General features: G+C 49.8%; 14 protein-coding genes and 1 tRNA gene. 8 read left to right on the top strand and 7 right to left on the bottom strand.

The features are described 5' to 3' along the window. Window positions 1-22: 22 nt before the first annotated feature. From obgE to rplU, 3 genes are all read right to left on the bottom strand, one after another. Complete coding sequence (obgE, locus tag J2D75_RS10135) at window positions 23-1,042, bottom strand: GTPase ObgE (protein WP_207854703.1); 1,020 nt, start codon at window positions 1,040-1,042, stop codon at window positions 23-25. A 105-nt stretch (window positions 1,043-1,147) separates the two neighbouring features. Then, entirely contained in the window at window positions 1,148-1,417 is a 270-nt protein-coding gene (rpmA, locus tag J2D75_RS10140) for a 50S ribosomal protein L27 (protein ID WP_207854704.1), read from the bottom strand. Between the two features lie 46 nt (window positions 1,418-1,463). Continuing rightward, a complete protein-coding gene (rplU, locus tag J2D75_RS10145) occupies window positions 1,464-1,778 on the bottom strand; it encodes a 50S ribosomal protein L21 (RefSeq protein ID WP_025859892.1) in 315 nt (104 codons plus the stop codon). A gap of 225 nt (window positions 1,779-2,003) precedes the next feature. Here rplU and J2D75_RS10150 point away from each other — a divergent pair. Next, window positions 2,004-2,093, top strand: a tRNA-Ser gene (locus J2D75_RS10150). A gap of 147 nt (window positions 2,094-2,240) precedes the next feature. Here J2D75_RS10150 and J2D75_RS10155 read toward each other — a convergent pair. Next, the gene (locus J2D75_RS10155) at window positions 2,241-3,500 is read right to left on the bottom strand and encodes a dicarboxylate/amino acid:cation symporter (RefSeq protein ID WP_207854705.1); all 1,260 of its coding nucleotides are present in this window, start codon (window positions 3,498-3,500) and stop codon (window positions 2,241-2,243) included. A gap of 349 nt (window positions 3,501-3,849) precedes the next feature. Here J2D75_RS10155 and J2D75_RS10160 point away from each other — a divergent pair, with 349 nt between their 5' ends. From J2D75_RS10160 to J2D75_RS14695, 7 genes are all read left to right on the top strand, one after another. Continuing rightward, a complete protein-coding gene (locus tag J2D75_RS10160; protein WP_243428672.1) occupies window positions 3,850-4,710 on the top strand; it encodes a hypothetical protein in 861 nt (286 codons plus the stop codon). Window positions 4,711-4,917: 207 nt separating this feature from the next. Next, window positions 4,918-5,424 (top strand): RNA polymerase sigma factor, encoded by a 507-nt coding sequence (locus J2D75_RS10165; protein ID WP_243428673.1) that lies wholly within the window; start codon window positions 4,918-4,920, stop codon window positions 5,422-5,424. Window positions 5,425-5,461: 37 nt separating this feature from the next. Continuing rightward, entirely contained in the window at window positions 5,462-6,463 is a 1,002-nt protein-coding gene (locus J2D75_RS10170; protein WP_243428674.1) for a FecR family protein, read from the top strand. 164 nt (window positions 6,464-6,627) lie between these two features. Next, window positions 6,628-9,090, top strand: coding sequence for a TonB-dependent receptor (locus tag J2D75_RS10175; protein ID WP_207854708.1), 2,463 nt, complete (start codon window positions 6,628-6,630; stop codon window positions 9,088-9,090). A gap of 1 nt (window position 9,091) precedes the next feature. Continuing rightward, window positions 9,092-9,370: a hypothetical protein gene (locus J2D75_RS10180; protein WP_207854709.1), complete on the top strand. Its 279-nt coding sequence runs from the start codon at window positions 9,092-9,094 to the stop codon at window positions 9,368-9,370. Window positions 9,371-9,373: 3 nt separating this feature from the next. Then, window positions 9,374-10,915 (top strand): PepSY-associated TM helix domain-containing protein, encoded by a 1,542-nt coding sequence (locus tag J2D75_RS10185; RefSeq protein WP_243428675.1) that lies wholly within the window; start codon window positions 9,374-9,376, stop codon window positions 10,913-10,915. Beyond that, window positions 10,912-11,265, top strand: coding sequence for a DUF3325 family protein (locus J2D75_RS14695; RefSeq protein ID WP_207854710.1), 354 nt, complete (start codon window positions 10,912-10,914; stop codon window positions 11,263-11,265). Before J2D75_RS10185 ends, J2D75_RS14695 begins: the two co-directional genes overlap by 4 nt. Here J2D75_RS14695 and J2D75_RS10195 read toward each other — a convergent pair. From J2D75_RS10195 to J2D75_RS10205, 3 genes are all read right to left on the bottom strand, one after another. After that, window positions 11,236-11,589, bottom strand: a complete 354-nt coding sequence (locus J2D75_RS10195; RefSeq protein ID WP_207854711.1) for a response regulator — start codon at window positions 11,587-11,589, stop codon at window positions 11,236-11,238. The genes J2D75_RS14695 and J2D75_RS10195 overlap by 30 nt on opposite strands. Then, window positions 11,586-14,975, bottom strand: a complete 3,390-nt coding sequence (locus J2D75_RS10200; protein WP_207854712.1) for a CheR family methyltransferase — start codon at window positions 14,973-14,975, stop codon at window positions 11,586-11,588. The genes J2D75_RS10195 and J2D75_RS10200 overlap by 4 nt, the downstream gene beginning before the upstream one ends. Before the next feature lie 62 nt (window positions 14,976-15,037). Beyond that, window positions 15,038-15,604, bottom strand: coding sequence for a PAS domain-containing protein (locus tag J2D75_RS10205; RefSeq protein ID WP_207854713.1), 567 nt, complete (start codon window positions 15,602-15,604; stop codon window positions 15,038-15,040). Between the last annotated feature and the right edge of the window lie 321 nt (window positions 15,605-15,925).

Genomic DNA, 15,925 nt, shown 5'->3' on the forward strand with positions numbered 1-15,925 from the left:
GGGGACATGGGTAAGGTTGGGCTTAGTCTTCGGCGTGCCGGGCTTCCTCGCGCGCATGTGTCACCGCGTCGAGCATCATGCGCAGCAGTTCGGGCACGCCTTGATGGGTCGCGGCGGAAATCAGCACCACAGGCGCGCCACTGGCCTTTTGTAGTGCTGCCCGGCGTGCTGATGCTTCGCGCGGGGTCATCGCATCATTTTTGTTCAGGGCGATGATTTCGGGTTTTTCATCCAGCCCGCCGCCATATGCTGCGAGTTCGTGCCGGATCGTGCGCCATGCCGCCACCACATCGCCCGCAGCACCGTCAATCAGGTGCAGCAGAACCGCGCAGCGTTCCACATGGCCCAGAAAGCGATCTCCCAGCCCTGTGCCCTCATGAGCGCCTTCGATCAGGCCCGGAATGTCGGCCAGAACGAATTCTTCCGTCATGGACAGGCGCACAACCCCGAGTTGAGGGTGCAGTGTGGTAAAGGGATAATCGGCGATTTTTGGCCGCGCGGCGGAAACAACAGACAGGAACGTGGACTTGCCAGCATTGGGCAGGCCCACCAGCCCGGCATCGGCAATCAGCTTCAGGCGTAGCCATACCCAGCGTTCCTCACCGGGCCAGCCCTTGTCAGAGCGGCGCGGGGCGCGGTTGGTGCTGGTTTTGTAATTGGCGTTACCGTAGCCGCCATCGCCACCGCGACACAGCGTTATCCGCATGCCCGGCTTGTCCAGATCCGCCAGCAGGGTTACGCGGTCATCATCCATGATCTGGGTGCCAATCGGCACTTTGATGACAACGGCACTGGCGGCAGCGCCCGTGCGATCCGAACCCGCGCCATTGCCACCCTTACGGGCACGAAAGTGCTGGGTGTAACGGAAGTCGATGAGTGTATTGAGGTTTGGCACCGCCTCAAAAATAATATCGCCACCGCGACCGCCGTTACCGCCATCGGGGCCGCCGAATTCAATATATTTTTCACGACGGAAAGCCGTTACGCCATCCCCGCCGTCGCCCGAGCGGATATAGATTTTTGCCTGATCAAGGAATTTCATGCCTAATCTCCAGCCCGGACACGAAAAAGGGCCGACCCTTCCGGTTCGGCCCTGTTCCTGTTTTCAGTCTGACCGGGTAAAGGCCAGACCAGAAAAGTGCCCTGTTTATTCAGCGGCCAGCGGCAGCGCGTCAACAGAGACATGCACCCGGCCTTCTGCACGGCGCTCAAAGCGCACGTTGCCGTCAACCAGAGCAAACAGGGTGTGGTCGCGGCCAACGCCGACATTGCTGCCAGCCTTCATCTTGGTGCCGCGCTGGCGGATAATGATGTTGCCAGCGATAACCTGCTCGCCACCGAATTTCTTGACGCCAAGGCGGCGCCCGGCGCTATCGCGCCCGTTGCGGGATGAACCGCCGGCTTTCTTTTGTGCCATGACCTAAACTCCTCCGTGGGTCGTAACCAGCCTGTCCCTATCGGGATCAGGCGGCGTTGATTTCCTGAATGCGCAGAACAGTTACCGGCTGACGGTGACCGTTTTTACGACGGCTGTTCTGCCGACGGCGCTTCTTGAAGATAATGACCTTCTTGAGGCGGTCCTGAGCGATGACGGTGGCCGTAACCTTTGCGCCAGCGACGGTGGGTGCGCCGATCTGCGTGCCGTTCTCGCCGCCAACGGCCAGAACGTCTTCAAAGGTGATGGTGGCGCCAGCTTCGACTTCCAGCTTTTCAACTTTCAGTACCATGTTGGGTTCAACCCGGTACTGCTTGCCGCCGGTGCGGATGACTGCGAACATAAACTCTACTCTCTTTCCGATCTCTGATTCGCGCGGTGGATCACACAGGCGCAGAATCTTCTCGCTTTTTCGTCTTTGGCCGTCCGGCTTGGCGCGGCATGGTTCCATCTTTGTGGATCAAGGTGGGCTTTTAAGGGGAATCTCTCTCCAGCGTCAAGCCAGAAACTGAAAATGCAGACAGGCTCTTGCATGCTCGGTCAAAGCATGCGTATAAGCCCGACCTACGGAGAGGTGCCGGAGCGGTCGAACGGGGCGGTCTCGAAAACCGTTGTGCTAGCAATAGTACCCAGGGTTCGAATCCCTGCCTCTCCGCCATAGACCTGAATGGTCAATTCCATACTAAAATCTTGTGACGATAGGCAGTGTAATACAGTCATGTGTTGCGGCGGCTTTGTCGCGCGTGTCGAATGTGTGGAAAGAAAAAACCCTGCCGCCGTCTCAGGCAACGGCAGGGGGAGTCACTTAAAGAGCGTCTTCAGTTGGGCCGTCTTCCAGTGCGCCTTCCCATTTGGCGGAAATCGCTGCGGCATAGCCATTGCCCAGCACATTGGTGGCCGTGCGGGCCATATCAAGAAAATGGTCGATGCCAAGAATAAGCGCCATCCCGGCTTCAGGCAGGCCAAACTGGGGTAAAACGGCAACCAGCGTTACCAGTGAGGCGCGCGGGACACCTGCAATGCCCTTGCTGCTTAACATCATCACCAGCACCATTAACATCTGCTGGCTCCAGGCCAGATGGATGCCATAGGCCTGAGCGATGAACATGGCTCCAAAAGACTGGAACAGAATGGAGCCATCAAGGTTAAAGCTATAGCCAAGTGGCAGCACAAAACCGCCAATACGCGCAGGCACACCAAAATCTTCGAGTTTCTCCAGAAGAAGCGGGTAGGCAGCCTCGCTGCTAGCTGTGGAAAAACCCAGCAGAACAGGCTGAACCAATGCCTGAATCAGTTTTCGGATCCGCTTGGGGCCAAGGAACAGGAGGGTGGCTGCGGTTAGCATGCCCCACTGGAACAGGATTGTGCCATAAAACTCCGCGAGAAAACGGCCATACTGCAGCAGCATGCCTAGACCGCTATGGGCCAGACTGCCCATAATTGAGCCAAAAACAGCCAGAGGTGCAGTTATCATGACCATATCGGTCATGCGCAGCATGATTTTGGCCAGTTCTTCTGACCATGTCAGCATGGTTTTACCGGTTTTGCCCACGGCTGGCAGGGCGAGGCCAAACAGAACCGAAAAAACAACAATCTGTAGAATGTCATTGCGCGCCATGGCGTCCATGACGCTTGTGGGCACTATGTGCAGAATGAACTCGACAGGCTGGAAGGGATGCTTGAGCGCTGAGACATCGGCGGCCTGCGGTGGTGTGAAACCGACACCCGGTTGGAGCAGGTTAGCGCCCAGTAGTCCGATACACAGCGACAGAAAAGACATGCCGATAAACCAGAGCATGACTTTGCCACCCACCCGCATGACAAGGCTTTGATCGCCCATTTTGCCGATGCCACACACCAGAGTGGCAAACACCAGTGGGGCGATAACCATGCGGATAAGCCGCAGGAAAAGACCTGTCAGGAGCGAGGAAAGCTGCTCGGCCGCGCCAATATAGGCAGGAAAGAAGGAATGCACGGTAAGGCCGACTATAATACCCAGAACAAGTCCAGCAAGAATAGCCAAGGTTCGTTTGCGTGTATTGCCCGGGTGTACAGAAGCGCCCATACGTGGTCCCTCTTGTTGTTCGATACGGAATGTTCCGAGTAAAGACCGAATATATAGACAGAAATACCCATCGGGTCAAAAATGCTTTTTATTGCCGCCGCTGCGCCATGCTTGAGCGGTTTGTGTAAAATCGGAATTGCTTTTATAATTTTTAATATTTAAGGGCGTATGTTCTGTAGAAAGCACCTAACGGGCGCCCACTATACTTTGTTCGGAAACCAAAACAAAAATGCTTTTCTTTTCTCTTTCTGTTCAAAAAACAAAACATACGCTGTGTTGTAGTGCTGCGCTGCTTTTCTGTGCGATGTTTTCCTGCTCTGCTCAGGCTCAGCAGTGGTATACAGGGTCTTTGCTTTCTCCTGCTCCTGCCAAAGACCGGGCGGGGCAGGGTACCATAGAGCCGTATTTTACGTATTCCTTGCCCGTCGGGTATTTTGACGCCACAGGCACCAGCCACCCCCAGCACCCACGGCAGCAGCAGTTCAGCAATTCTACCTTGTGGAAATACGGGCTGACAGACACGCTCAGCATACAGGCGCATACCGTGGTGTCTTACGGTTGGAAAAAAGGGGCCGGTCATACTGGCGGGCCTAAATTTGGTGATTTGCCGATAGACCTGATCTGGCGTTTTGTGAATGGTAATCCCAAACGTTATATCCCCACCTTCAACCTGTTTGCGGGGGTAGTGTTTCCAACTGGCGATTATTCCAACCTGTCCAATGCACAGGACGGTGTGGGCAATGGTACCTATGTATTCCGTACTGCCTTGCTTAGTCAGTCCAGCTACTGGCTTCCCGGCCACCATCCCCTGCGGCTGCGGACATGGGGTTGGTGGCGGCGTTCGCTTAATAGCGTCGATATCTCAGGTATTTCATCCTATTCTACACAGGCTGGATTCCACGGGCGTGCACGACCGGGCATGAGCGGTCAGGCGGGGTTTTCGCTTGAATATGGGGTGACGCAGCGCTGGGTTCTGGCGGTGGATGTCGCACGCGACTGGGCCAATGGCGCCAAGGTCTGGGGCGTTAATGGTAATGGTCAACGTGTCAATCGTATCAGCGCCGCATCGGGTGACTGGCAGGTGGATCCTGCTGTGGAATATAACTTTACGTCCCGTATCGGGATGATCGCCGGGGCCTCCGTTTATTATGCCGGGCATAATACCGGGGTGCGTATTGCGCCGCAGTTTGCCGTCAACACGGTTTTCTAAAACCTTCGAACCCTCGGCTCAGTGATGGTGCCCCCCCAAAAAAATAAAAGGGGGGTTTTGCGTGATTGCCTCTGGCAAGGGGAGGGGCATCGGCACTCCGTGTTGTGAAGGATATTGCTCTGGGAGGTATCTCCGTTTACAATTGCGATAGATTCTCAATTTATCCCGGGCGACCGTATGAGCCAAGGCCGTTCGAAGGAAAACACGTTGCCCACCGATCCCCTGTCGCACCGTCTTTATAAGACGCATAGAAAGACCCTTATATCCTATGCGGGGCGGGTGTGCGGCGATAAGGGTCTGGCTGAAGATCTGGTGCATGATGCGTGGCTGCTGTTTCATCGCCAGAATGCGGCTGAAATTACCTCGCCGCTCAGTTACCTTAAAACGATCATTCGCAATCTGTCTTTTGATCGGCGTAGGCGCAGCACGTTTGAAAGCACGACTGAGACGCCGTTTGAAGACACTCTCGAGCATGTTGAGACTGTAGCAGCCTCACCCGAGCAGGATATAGCGGCCCGTCAGATCATGGGTAAGGTTATGGATGCGATTGATGCCATGCCGGAGCGCCAGAATGCGGCCATGAGGATGTATCATTTTGAGGGGATGAAGCTGCGGGAAATAGCGCAGAAACTCGATATTTCAATCGGCCTTGTTCATAAGCTGATTTCAGACGGTATGAAAATATGTATTCGGATACACAAAGAAGAGCCGTAAGGTTGTTTTTCCTGCTGTTAGGCACAGGAAAAACGCGATGTTTTTCATGATGGGGCGTAAAGGGGCAAGCAGCATGGATGATGCTGAAGATGCCGCCATTGGCTGGGCTCTGTTTTTGAATGAAGAGCCGGACAATAAGGAACTGCGCGCGGAATTTGAGCACTGGCTGCACGAAAACCCACTGAATGCTCAAGCTTGGCGGCAGGTTACGGCGGTTTCGGATATCATCCAATCAGCTCCAATAGAAAGACGCAGTGTCCGTAAGCAAAGTATTATGGGGTGGCAGCTTGTGCAGGGCTGGCGATCTGTACCCCGGGCATGGCGTTTAGCATCCGGCTTGGGGGGGGCTGCGCTCGCATGCTGTCTTGCGCTGTTGCTTGCTGTGCCTGATTTAAAAGTGCGTTTTCAGGCGGATCAATACGCACCGTTGGGGGAGACACGCATAGTACAGCTCGCTGATGGCAGTGAAGTTGTTCTGGCTCCGCGCTCTGCAATAGCAATCCATATGACAGATGCGGAACGGCATGTTGAGCTTGTGCAAGGAGAGGCCTTTTTTACCGTTCATCATGACGCAGCAAGGCTGTTTACCGTGCAGATCGGGGCCGTTAGTGTAAAAGATATTGGCACTGCCTTTGATGTGCAGAAAGCTGAACACCAGATAACCGTTCGGGTGCGTGAAGGGGCTGTACATCTTGCATCATCCGCACACCCGGTATTCGACCGTGACCTGCATGCAGGCGAGTGGTCGAGCATAGTGGATGGGGATATTCAGGCAGGTTTTTTGCCGCCTGAAACCATAGGGGCGTGGAAAGATGGCTTGCTGATTGCCCGCGATGAGAGTGTGGCTGATCTTATCAAAACTCTTGCTCCGTGGATGCGTGGCCAAACCGTGCTTTTACACCACGCTCTTCTGAAAGAACGGGTGACAGGTGTTTATGATCTGCACCAGCCAGATGAGGCGCTAAGGCTGATTATGCGTCCTCTTGGGGGCAAGGTTGTGGCCGTTAGCCCATGGGTGCATTTGGTGATAGCGCGGTAAAAAATAAAATTGTTATATATCAATGAATTAATTTAAAAATCCGACTGCTGCACGTAATTTTCTTCTTAAATTTTTGAAAAAAAACGCCCCTCGTTTCTCTCATTAACAGGATTAAATGCGAATGCCTTGCATTCGTTGTATTGGGTGAGAGAGCGCATTCGGCAATGATTTACACTCGTTCTGTATCAGGGCGCATGATCGCGTCTTTATTGTTTGTGACCACCACAGCACTGACATCATTTACATGCAGGTCGGCCATTGCCCAGTCCGTTCAGACACAACAGAAAATATCCTTTCATATTAAGGCAGGTTCTTTATCTGATGCGCTGGTATCATTCAGCACGCAATCACATGTGCTTATTACCTCCACGGCGGTCTCATTAAATGGGCGCATAACACAGGGGTTGTCCGGGCAGTTTACGGCTACAGAAGCGCTTCAGCAGCTTTTGCAGGGGAGTGGCCTGTCCTATGTACCAGCAGGAAACGGCGCGTTGCAGATTATTGCGCCATCCAAAACCGCCAGTATCATGCTTGGCCCGGTACGGGTGGCAGGGGTTTTGCAGGATCGTGTTCCTTCAACGGCCATGATTGGCAATCTTCCGCCGGTTCTGCCAGGCGGAGAGGTCGCGCGGGGTGGGCAGCTTGGTATGATGGGTAACCGGGATATTATGGATACCCCATTTAACCAGACAAGTTACACCGATGATTTCATAAAAAATCGGCAAATACGGAATATTCGAGACGTCTTGAAAGATGATCCATCAGTAAGAAGCACCTTTACAACCGGAAGCCCCGGATATGAGGCGATGAGTGTCCGTGGTTTTAATATGCTTAGTAGCGATATGTCCTTTGGCGGTCTCTACGGCATAGTGCCGTCTCCGGGAACAGTGGCGGAAATAGCAGAGCGTGTGGAGGTTCTGAAAGGGCCAGCCGCCTTGTTAAATGGTATGGCTCCGGGTGGTTCGATCGGAGGTGTTATCAATATCGTGCCCAAACGTGCGCATGACACGCCTCTGACCGAAGTTGAAACGGATTACACTTCTGATAGCCAGTTCGGCGGCCATCTGGATCTTGGGCGTCGTTTTGGCAAGGGTAAGCATTTCGGCCTGAGAGCCAACGGCATGATCCGTTCTGGGGATACTGCCATAGAGCGTAATAGTATGAAAACCGCCCTCACATCTTTAGGGGCGGATGCTATTTTCAAGCATGCAAGATTTTCCATGGATTTTGGCTATCAGTATCGAGAAGTAAACGGGGCTGTGCCGTATTTCTCTTTGCAGGACAGCACGCCAGTGCCTCAGGCTGATAAAGTCAGCAGAAATCTTGGGGCGCCCTGGAGCAATTACTGGAATCAGGATTTCTTTGGTGTTTTTAGAAGTGAAGTGGATTTGTATCGCGATGTCACCGCTTACGGCAGTGTGGGGGTAAGCTCGGATCAGTCGCGTGGTCTGGAAGTGAAGTCCATCAGTAATGTCGATAGTAACGGGTTCGGTAATGGTAGCGTCAATGCCACAGGTAATGAAAGCATGAGTGTTACGGCTAGTCTGGGCGTAAGAGCAAAAGTAAAAACACGATATTTTCTGCAGGAAATGGCGTTTTCGGCCAACAGATACCAGTCTGATTCTGGCAGCGTCAATCAATATGAAACAATGAACCGGGGGAGTGTGCAGATTGATGGTACGCCCTCTTTCAGTTTTCCTAGTATTGTTGCTCCGGGTCGTGTGCCGCATACAGCATCATCCACACTATCCAGTATCGCCTTTGCCGATACAATCTCTGCATTGGATAAGCGTATTCAGATAACCGCTGGTTTGCGTGTACAGCGTGTCCAGTCCGCCAATTTCAATGCCTCTACCGGGGTCAGAACAAGCAGTTACGACAAAACGGCCTTGAGCCCGGCTGTTATGGCGGTTTTCAAACCATTGAAAAAAATGACTGTCTATGGAAACTGGATACAGGGGCTTCAGCAGGGTACAATCGTAGGGTCTACCTACGCGAATGCAGGAGAAATTTTTTCTCCTTATCAATCAACACAATATGAAATTGGCATTAAAGGCGATCTGGGACGATTTGTTGCTACACTCGATGTGTTTCAGATTTCGCAGCCCAGTACGATTTATGACACCAGTTCAAATATATTGTCTCTGAATGGCGAGCAGCGTAATCGTGGTCTGGAGATAAATATTGCTGGTCAGCTAATCAAAGGTTTGCATGCGACGGGCGGATTGATGCTCATTGACCCCCGTCTGACAAAAACGCAGGGTGGCAAGACCGATGGCTGGAAAGCTCCCGGAGTTTCTACAGTTAATTTCAATATCGGGCTTAATTATGATTTGCCTTGGGTTAAGGGGCTCTCTTTTACAAGCGATGTCATTTATACCAGCTCACAATATCTGGATACAGTAACACCGCGCAGGAGTTTCCCCGGTTGGGTCAGGCTTGATCTCGGTACGCGCTATACGATGAAAAACCCGGTTTCTGACACAGGAGGGAAGCTGTCGTTTTATCTCAATGTCGATAACGTTGCTGACACGCGCTACTGGAATAGCATGGGGCCATATGCAGCATATTTTTTGACGCTTGGCTCTCCTCGGACGTTTCGTTTTTCTGTTGCAGCTGACTTCTGAAATGATTCGTTATTTTCATGTATTTTCCCGTGTTATTTTAGCATTATGTGGCGGCTATTTTGCGGCCTCAGCTATTTTGGCGCTGTTTTGTCGTTTTTTGGTGGTATCAGGCATGAACAGGAGCGAAACTGTTCTGCTTGGTGAGATGATGGTTTTTATTGTCTATCTGCTCTTAATACTATGGGCTTTCTCCGCACCAAAAATCTTACCAGTGTGTGCGTTATTGATAATGTTTGTGATCATAAGCCATGGTGCAACAATTCTTTTAGGGAAAGTGTAGAGTATGGAGCGAAGTTTTCGTCGCTCCATGGGGTGGTTGCATAGTTGGGCAGGTGTTGTTCTGGGGGGTATTCTATTCGCTGTTTTCTGGACAGGAACATTATCCGTTTTCGATCAGGAGATTGACTTGTGGATGAAGCCTTCCACACGTGTTCCGGTTATATCTTCTCCCGTATCATTTTCAATTTTTCAGAAAAGTCTTAACGAGGCTGGGCGAATACACTCGCCAGTTTGGAGGCTCAGCCTGCCGAGTGATCGTCAGCCCCTTGCAAGGTTAAGTTATCGTGAGGGTGACGTTTTTATAAACCGCCTTGTTAATCTAAAAACAGGCCAGCGTCTGCCTGAACCAGAGACGTTGGGAGCCAGTGGCTTTCTTTATCCATTCCATTACTCTTTGCACATCAGGTTCATGAATATCGGCATATGGTGCGTTGGGCTGGCGGCCATGTCTATGCTGGTGCTTTGTGTTTCGGGTGTTGTCATTCATCGTAAAATTTTTTCTGACTTCTTTACGTTTCGGCCCGGTAAAAATGCACGCAGGCTGTTGCTTGACCTGCACAATCTTTCCGGTGTTCTGGGGTTGCCATTTCATATTATTTTTGCATTTACGGGTCTGGTTATTTTCGGGAGTGTCTATTTTCCGAGCGGTGCAAAATCCGTTTATCCTACTTTGCAGGCTTATTTTGATGATATGTCTGGATCTTCCTTTTTTTTAAAACCAAAAAAGTATGACGTACCGGCTGTACTGCTGGAAATAATGGCTATACAGGCGCGGGCTATTCTTGGAGAGCCTCTGGGTATTGTTGTTGTTTTTAATCCAGGGAGTGATGTTGCTCGTGTAAGGTTTATTGGCAGTGAAAGTCACAGTGTTAGTGGCTCTAATAATACTCTGACATTTGATGGTGTGACGGGCGTGTTGATCGGGCAACCACTCGAACTGAAGCCGGTCATGCATGTACAGCGTTTCTTGAGCGGTTTGCACCTTATCCGCTTTCATCATTGGGGTTTGCGCTGGTTATATTTCCTACTTGGTTTGAGTAGTTGCCTTATGATTGTGTCCGGTTTTCTGTTCTGGCTTGCGGCGCGCCGCAAGACGCAAGGGGGCACTTTCGGCTTTCGTATAGTGGAAGGCCTGACCATAGGGTGTGTGAGCGGCATTATCCTTGCTACACTGGCATTTTTTATTGCCAATCGTTTGCTCCCCGCAGGAATAATATGCTTTGGTCAACCGCGTGCGGCGTTGGAAGTCTGGGCGTTTTATCTTGTCTGGTTTGTGGCCAGCCTGCATGGCTGGTTCTGCCCGCAAAGGGGCTGGGCCTGTCAGATGATTATAATAGCAGTGGGCGCCTTTACTGCTGTGCTGCTGAACTGGGTTACAACCGGGGATCACCTTCTGTATAGCCTTATGCACCGTTGGCTTTGGCCTGTGGCAGCGATGGATATGGTCTTACTGGCGTCTGGCACGGTGGCTCTCTGGATGTCTTTACGCTTATCTGTAGGGGCGGGGGAGCGTATTGTGGGCAGTTCAGTAGAGCAATCGCTATGATTCTGGCTGTATTGTTTTATACAGGGCTTGTCGGAGTGCTGTATGGAGCTTTCGCCCTTCTGGCGCTGACACAGTTTCAGCATCGTCGTGCAACCGGAGGCAGGACATTACTATCCCGGCGAGTCGTTTATATAAGAAGTGTTGCAACTCTTCTTTTGGTATTGGCCTTATTTTTGGCCATAATGCATGACGGTAGTGGTTTTGGTGCGTTGCTCTGGATTACGCTTGCATCAGGCACAGCCTGTATGGTGGCGCTTAGAATTGCGTGGCATCCGGGTTTATTAATCCCCTTAACCCGTATTATGGAGTGGCGTTTTGGCTTAACAGGTGCTTGGCTGCGTTGCCTCTAGTAAGGCTGAACTGAGTTCAGTATGCGATGTGGGTTTCTGGCATATTTTTGCATCAGGGTAGAGGCGTAAAAGTTCGGCTGTGTTGGCATGGGCTGAATGAAAAATAATAGGTATTTTTTTGATTTTCAGATGGTCAGCAAGGGGAAAAACGTCCCCATCAGCCAAGCGGACATCCAAAATGGCGCAGGAAGGTAGTCTGGATGTAGCGGCTTCAATTGCATCTTTAACCGTGTCGTAGGAACCGTAAAGGTTCATCCCGCAATTCAGGACTATTCCTTCAAGATCGAGAGCGACCAGAAATTCATCTTCAACAATCATGATCATTTGAGTTTCTCTTCAATTTTATGAAGGGGAATTTCTATGAAGATAGTGAAGTTCTTATCATCAATTTCTTTAAATAAATCAGCGCCTAGTTGTTTGGCTGATGACCTGATTAATGTTGTCCCAAAACCAACATCATTGGTTTCCTCCACCGGCGTATGATTTTTTTCATGCCACACAAGTGAGAGATTTTCTGGACCCAGATCCCACGAGATTTCAAGCTCTCCACCTTTTGGGCCTAAAACGCCGTATTTTGATGCGTTGGTTGTAAATTCGTGCAGTATCATGGCTAACGGCGAAAGTGCGTTAGACGGTAAAAAAACTTCTGGCCCCTGAATGGTTATTTTGTTTTTTGTACCTTCATGCGAAATGGTCATTGTTTTGACTATTTTCTCCAAGGAAATAACATCCTTGTCGCCGGAAGGTACACTCAGGGAATGAGCTCGACCGAGAGCGATAATACGATCTCTAAAATCCTGAGCATATATATTAATATCGGTATGTGAACGGGCAGATAATGTGACCATACTGGCTATAATGGCGAACAAATTCTTTACCCGATGATTCATCTCCTGGAGCAGAATGGAGCGGGTTTCCGCCAGAGTATGCTCAGGCGTAATATCAATGGTCGCACCAACCAGTAAACGCTCATCCTCACGGATGGACATATGGGCGTAGCTTTTGAGTTTCTTTATATCTCCATTGGAGAGGAGAACTTTATAGCCAACCTCCAGCTTTCCTTTTCCTGCCAGTGCGTCATTGATTGCGTTTGAAAAAATATCACGATCGTCCGCATCAATGATATTCCTCCAGACTTCAAAATTAATCTGGCTGATATTGCTTAAACCCAGCATTTCCTGATGGGTTTTATCAAAACGAAAGCTGCATGTTCTCGGGCAATATTCCCATATTCCGATATGACCGGCGTTAACAGCCACCCGCAAACGCTCCTGCTCTACAATAAGAGCGCGTTCCAACGTGAGGGCATCAGTAATATCGGTCATAACGATTGTGGCGCCACTGATGTCGCCACTGCTGGTTTTGTAGGGGAGAACCCGCATGGAAAAAGTTTTTTTTCCATCTTTGGTGTGCACCCTGCGCTGTAATGTTTGCCCGGTTTTTGAGACCGTTAAGGAATCATCTAAATACTGCAGATCATCCAGTTTGCAGGCAACATCGGATAAAAGGCGACCACGGTCGCTGTTTTGTAATGGAAAAATAGACTTTGTAGCGTCTGTAAAACTTCTAATGCGTAAGTCGCTGTCAACAACCATGACAGCTAGCTCGGTTGAATCAAAAAAGTTTCTGACATCGGTATTGGCTACGGTTAGCTGATCGACTTTATGTTTCAGTTCATCATTAACTGTCGAAAGTTCTTCATTGGTGGATTGAAGTTCTTCATTCATTGACATCATTTCTTCGTTTGAACTTTTTAGCTCCTCATTAGCTGTTTCAAGCTCTTCAATGGTTGCGCGTAATTTATGGCGTGTTACACGCAGTTCTTCTTCAAGAATATCTACATGATCTGTAACTGGCTCAAAGTCATCGGAATCCAAATCAGCCAGTATTTCAAAGGGGCCAGCATCTTTAAAAACGAATAAAAAGGAATTTCCTGATAAGGGATCGCAGGTTACATCCACAGGCTGCACACCGTAGTCACCTTCGATATGAATCTGACGTGCGATAACAATCCGTCTTTTATGTCTGGCTTGCCGTAGCAGTGGGCCAATAATTTCGCGCAGACCGGGGCGTGCCAGTGTAAATGCACTGGTTCCCCCTTGTCTGGTTACCGGAAAATCAAAATAACGACTGAGTTTCCCATAGGCGGCAATAACCGTTCCATCATCCCCGACGACCATGGAGGGTGGGGCATATCGTTCCGCAAGTTTCTGTATGGCAGCATCATCTTTGTGAATATGATTTCTGGCACTGTCTTTTCTTTCATCCATTATGGTGCGCTGGAAACTTTGCGGGGTAGATGGAAGGTTGAGTGGATAGCGTGTGGTGAGGCCGCTATGTTGGAATATGCGTGCATGATGATCTATGGATGAAAAAAGATTTTCAAAACGCCCAATTGTTTCCGATGGACCAAGAAAAAGATACCCCCCCGGTGATAGGGCATAATGTATGAGCGGCATAACCTGCTGCTGCAAGGAATCATCAAAATAAATAAGAAGGTTTCTGCAGGACACCAGATCAATGCGCGAGAAGGGTGGGTCTCTTATTATACTGTGGTTTGAAAACCGTATTGTGTCACGTATGGTATTGGATATGCTAAAATACTGCCCGTGACGGACAACCCAGCTTTCGACCATTTCTTCTGGGATATCTATCAGAGCCGAGGCGGGGTACAGGCCCTCGCGTGCTATTTGCAGCATCTGTTCATCTATATCGGTCGCAAAAATCTGGATATTATTATCTATGCCCAGTTTTTTAGCTGAACTGGCGAAAATCATCGCAAGAGTATAGGCTTCTTCCCCGCTGGAGCAGCCTGCAACCCATACACGAATTTCGCTGTCAGTCGGTTTTTCTTTTAAAAGGGGTTCAATCACTTTTTCCCTAAGTAGATCGAACATATCTGAGTTTCTAAAAAACCGTGTAACGTTAATCAGAAGATCGCGAAATAAAGCCTGACATTCATTCTGGTCATTTCTAATCTGATCCAGATATACGGCGACTGTATCCAGCCCCAGCACGTGCATCCTGCGTTCAACACGGCGGATAAAGGTTGATCGTTTATATTGTGAAAAATCGTGTCCGACCGTCTTTTTTAGAATTGTGCAGATATTATCAATATAATCAGAGGTCAGAGAAATAGTGCGTGCAGGTGAATCCAGATTCTGACGTTCGAAAAAAGATTTCAGGCAGTCAATAATTTCGCCCGGTGGTTTGATAAAATCGACAAGGCCGCTGCCAATCGCGGCGGATGGCATACCATCATATCGGGCAGTTGACGGTTCCTGCGCAATGCAGATCCCCCCATTTTCCTTGATAACACGCAGCCCCATCGAGCCATCGGCTCCGGTTCCCGAGAGAATGACGCAGGCAGCATTGGCTTTTCGGTCGCGTGCCAGAGAGGCGAAAAAATCATCAATCGGGCGGCGTAATCCACGTGGTTGTGTAAAGTCGGTCAGTTGCAACCGGCCATTATGAATGGCCAACCCTCGGCCGGGAGGGATGATATACACGCGGTCGGCATGAATATCCTCTCCCCCTTCGCATTGCAGTACATCAAGAACCGTGGTGCGGTTAAGCAATTGTGCCAGCATGCTCTCATGCGTGGGGTCTAAATGCTGCACCACCACGAAAGCAAGATGAGTAGGGGGTTTTGCAACCGCCAGCATATCCCTTAGGGCTTCGAGCCCACCGGCTGAAGCGCCAACAGCCACGATAGTTTGTGGCCTGTCTTCTGGGGCCATAGGTGGCAGAGATTTGCTGGTGGGTGTTGGCATTAAAAAATATGGTTGGCAGATTGTAATTCTGCCAAAGTTAATTTTGCCTGTGCAATCATGGCCGTTGAGTTGGCAAGAGCTGTTATTGAGCCTTCAAGAATAATACCGGCCTGATGGGCTAAGGGCGTAATTTTTTTTAGGGTGTTCCCCAGCACTACACCATAATGATTTAGATTTTCTGTATGGGTATTGCTGATGTCAAACTGGGAAGCCAGAATGAACTGGGTATTGCCTATGCCATCGCATAAACGTGACATATAAAGAAGATTGATAAATGGTGTGCCGTCGGCTTTGACATTAATTAATGGCTGCCTGATGCTCAGACCAGCATTGCCATTTAAAAATTGATGAATATTTTTCTTTGCATCGGTATTATCATAATTTCCTTGCAGAAATCGGCAGTTTTTTCCGACTATTTCTTCAATATCGTAGCCGGTCAGTTCGCAGAATTTTTTATTCGCTGCGATCAGAGGTTTATCACTTCCGGCGGAAGCTAATGATAGGGCAATACTTGATTTATCAAATAATTTTATGATTTCTTCTGGAATGGAAGGTGCAGAGTTCATTGTGGTATGAATCCCCAAATTCAGTATCATTCAGAAGACGCATCTTTATGGAATGATGTTAAGATTTCCCTAAACATTACATTGATTTAATAATGTGTCAACGCGATCGCATCTGGGGAAAGCGATCGTGAAAAGCACATGGCGGGCATGTTTTAGGCATGCCCGATCTGGCGGTTTTCAGGTGTTTTTCAATACCCGACGGTAAGTGAGAGTGTACCGAACCCACCCTTATTACCGAAGCCGTTCTGTTCCCGGATGGCTGAGACGCCATGGAGGCGCCAGCCGACATTGAAGACGAGACTGACATAGCGATCCACAGCA

This window comes from Acetobacter suratthaniensis, from assembly GCF_017377745.1.
In the GTDB taxonomy this organism is placed as follows: Bacteria; Pseudomonadota; Alphaproteobacteria; order Acetobacterales; family Acetobacteraceae; genus Acetobacter; species Acetobacter suratthaniensis.

Coding starts and splice junctions, on each gene's coding strand:
- obgE (WP_207854703.1), bottom strand. CDS start 1,042: ATGAAATTCCTTGATCAGGCAAAAATCTATATCCGCTCGGGCGACGGC.
- rpmA (WP_207854704.1), bottom strand. CDS start 1,417: ATGGCACAAAAGAAAGCCGGCGGTTCATCCCGCAACGGGCGCGATAGC.
- rplU (WP_025859892.1), bottom strand. CDS start 1,778: ATGTTCGCAGTCATCCGCACCGGCGGCAAGCAGTACCGGGTTGAACCC.
- J2D75_RS10155 (WP_207854705.1), bottom strand. CDS start 3,500: ATGGGCGCTTCTGTACACCCGGGCAATACACGCAAACGAACCTTGGCT.
- J2D75_RS10170 (WP_243428674.1), top strand. CDS start 5,462: ATGTTTTTCATGATGGGGCGTAAAGGGGCAAGCAGCATGGATGATGCT.
- J2D75_RS10175 (WP_207854708.1), top strand. CDS start 6,628: ATGATTTACACTCGTTCTGTATCAGGGCGCATGATCGCGTCTTTATTG.
- J2D75_RS10180 (WP_207854709.1), top strand. CDS start 9,092: ATGATTCGTTATTTTCATGTATTTTCCCGTGTTATTTTAGCATTATGT.
- J2D75_RS10185 (WP_243428675.1), top strand. CDS start 9,374: ATGGAGCGAAGTTTTCGTCGCTCCATGGGGTGGTTGCATAGTTGGGCA.
- J2D75_RS14695 (WP_207854710.1), top strand. CDS start 10,912: ATGATTCTGGCTGTATTGTTTTATACAGGGCTTGTCGGAGTGCTGTAT.
- J2D75_RS10195 (WP_207854711.1), bottom strand. CDS start 11,589: ATGATCATGATTGTTGAAGATGAATTTCTGGTCGCTCTCGATCTTGAA.
- J2D75_RS10205 (WP_207854713.1), bottom strand. CDS start 15,604: ATGAACTCTGCACCTTCCATTCCAGAAGAAATCATAAAATTATTTGAT.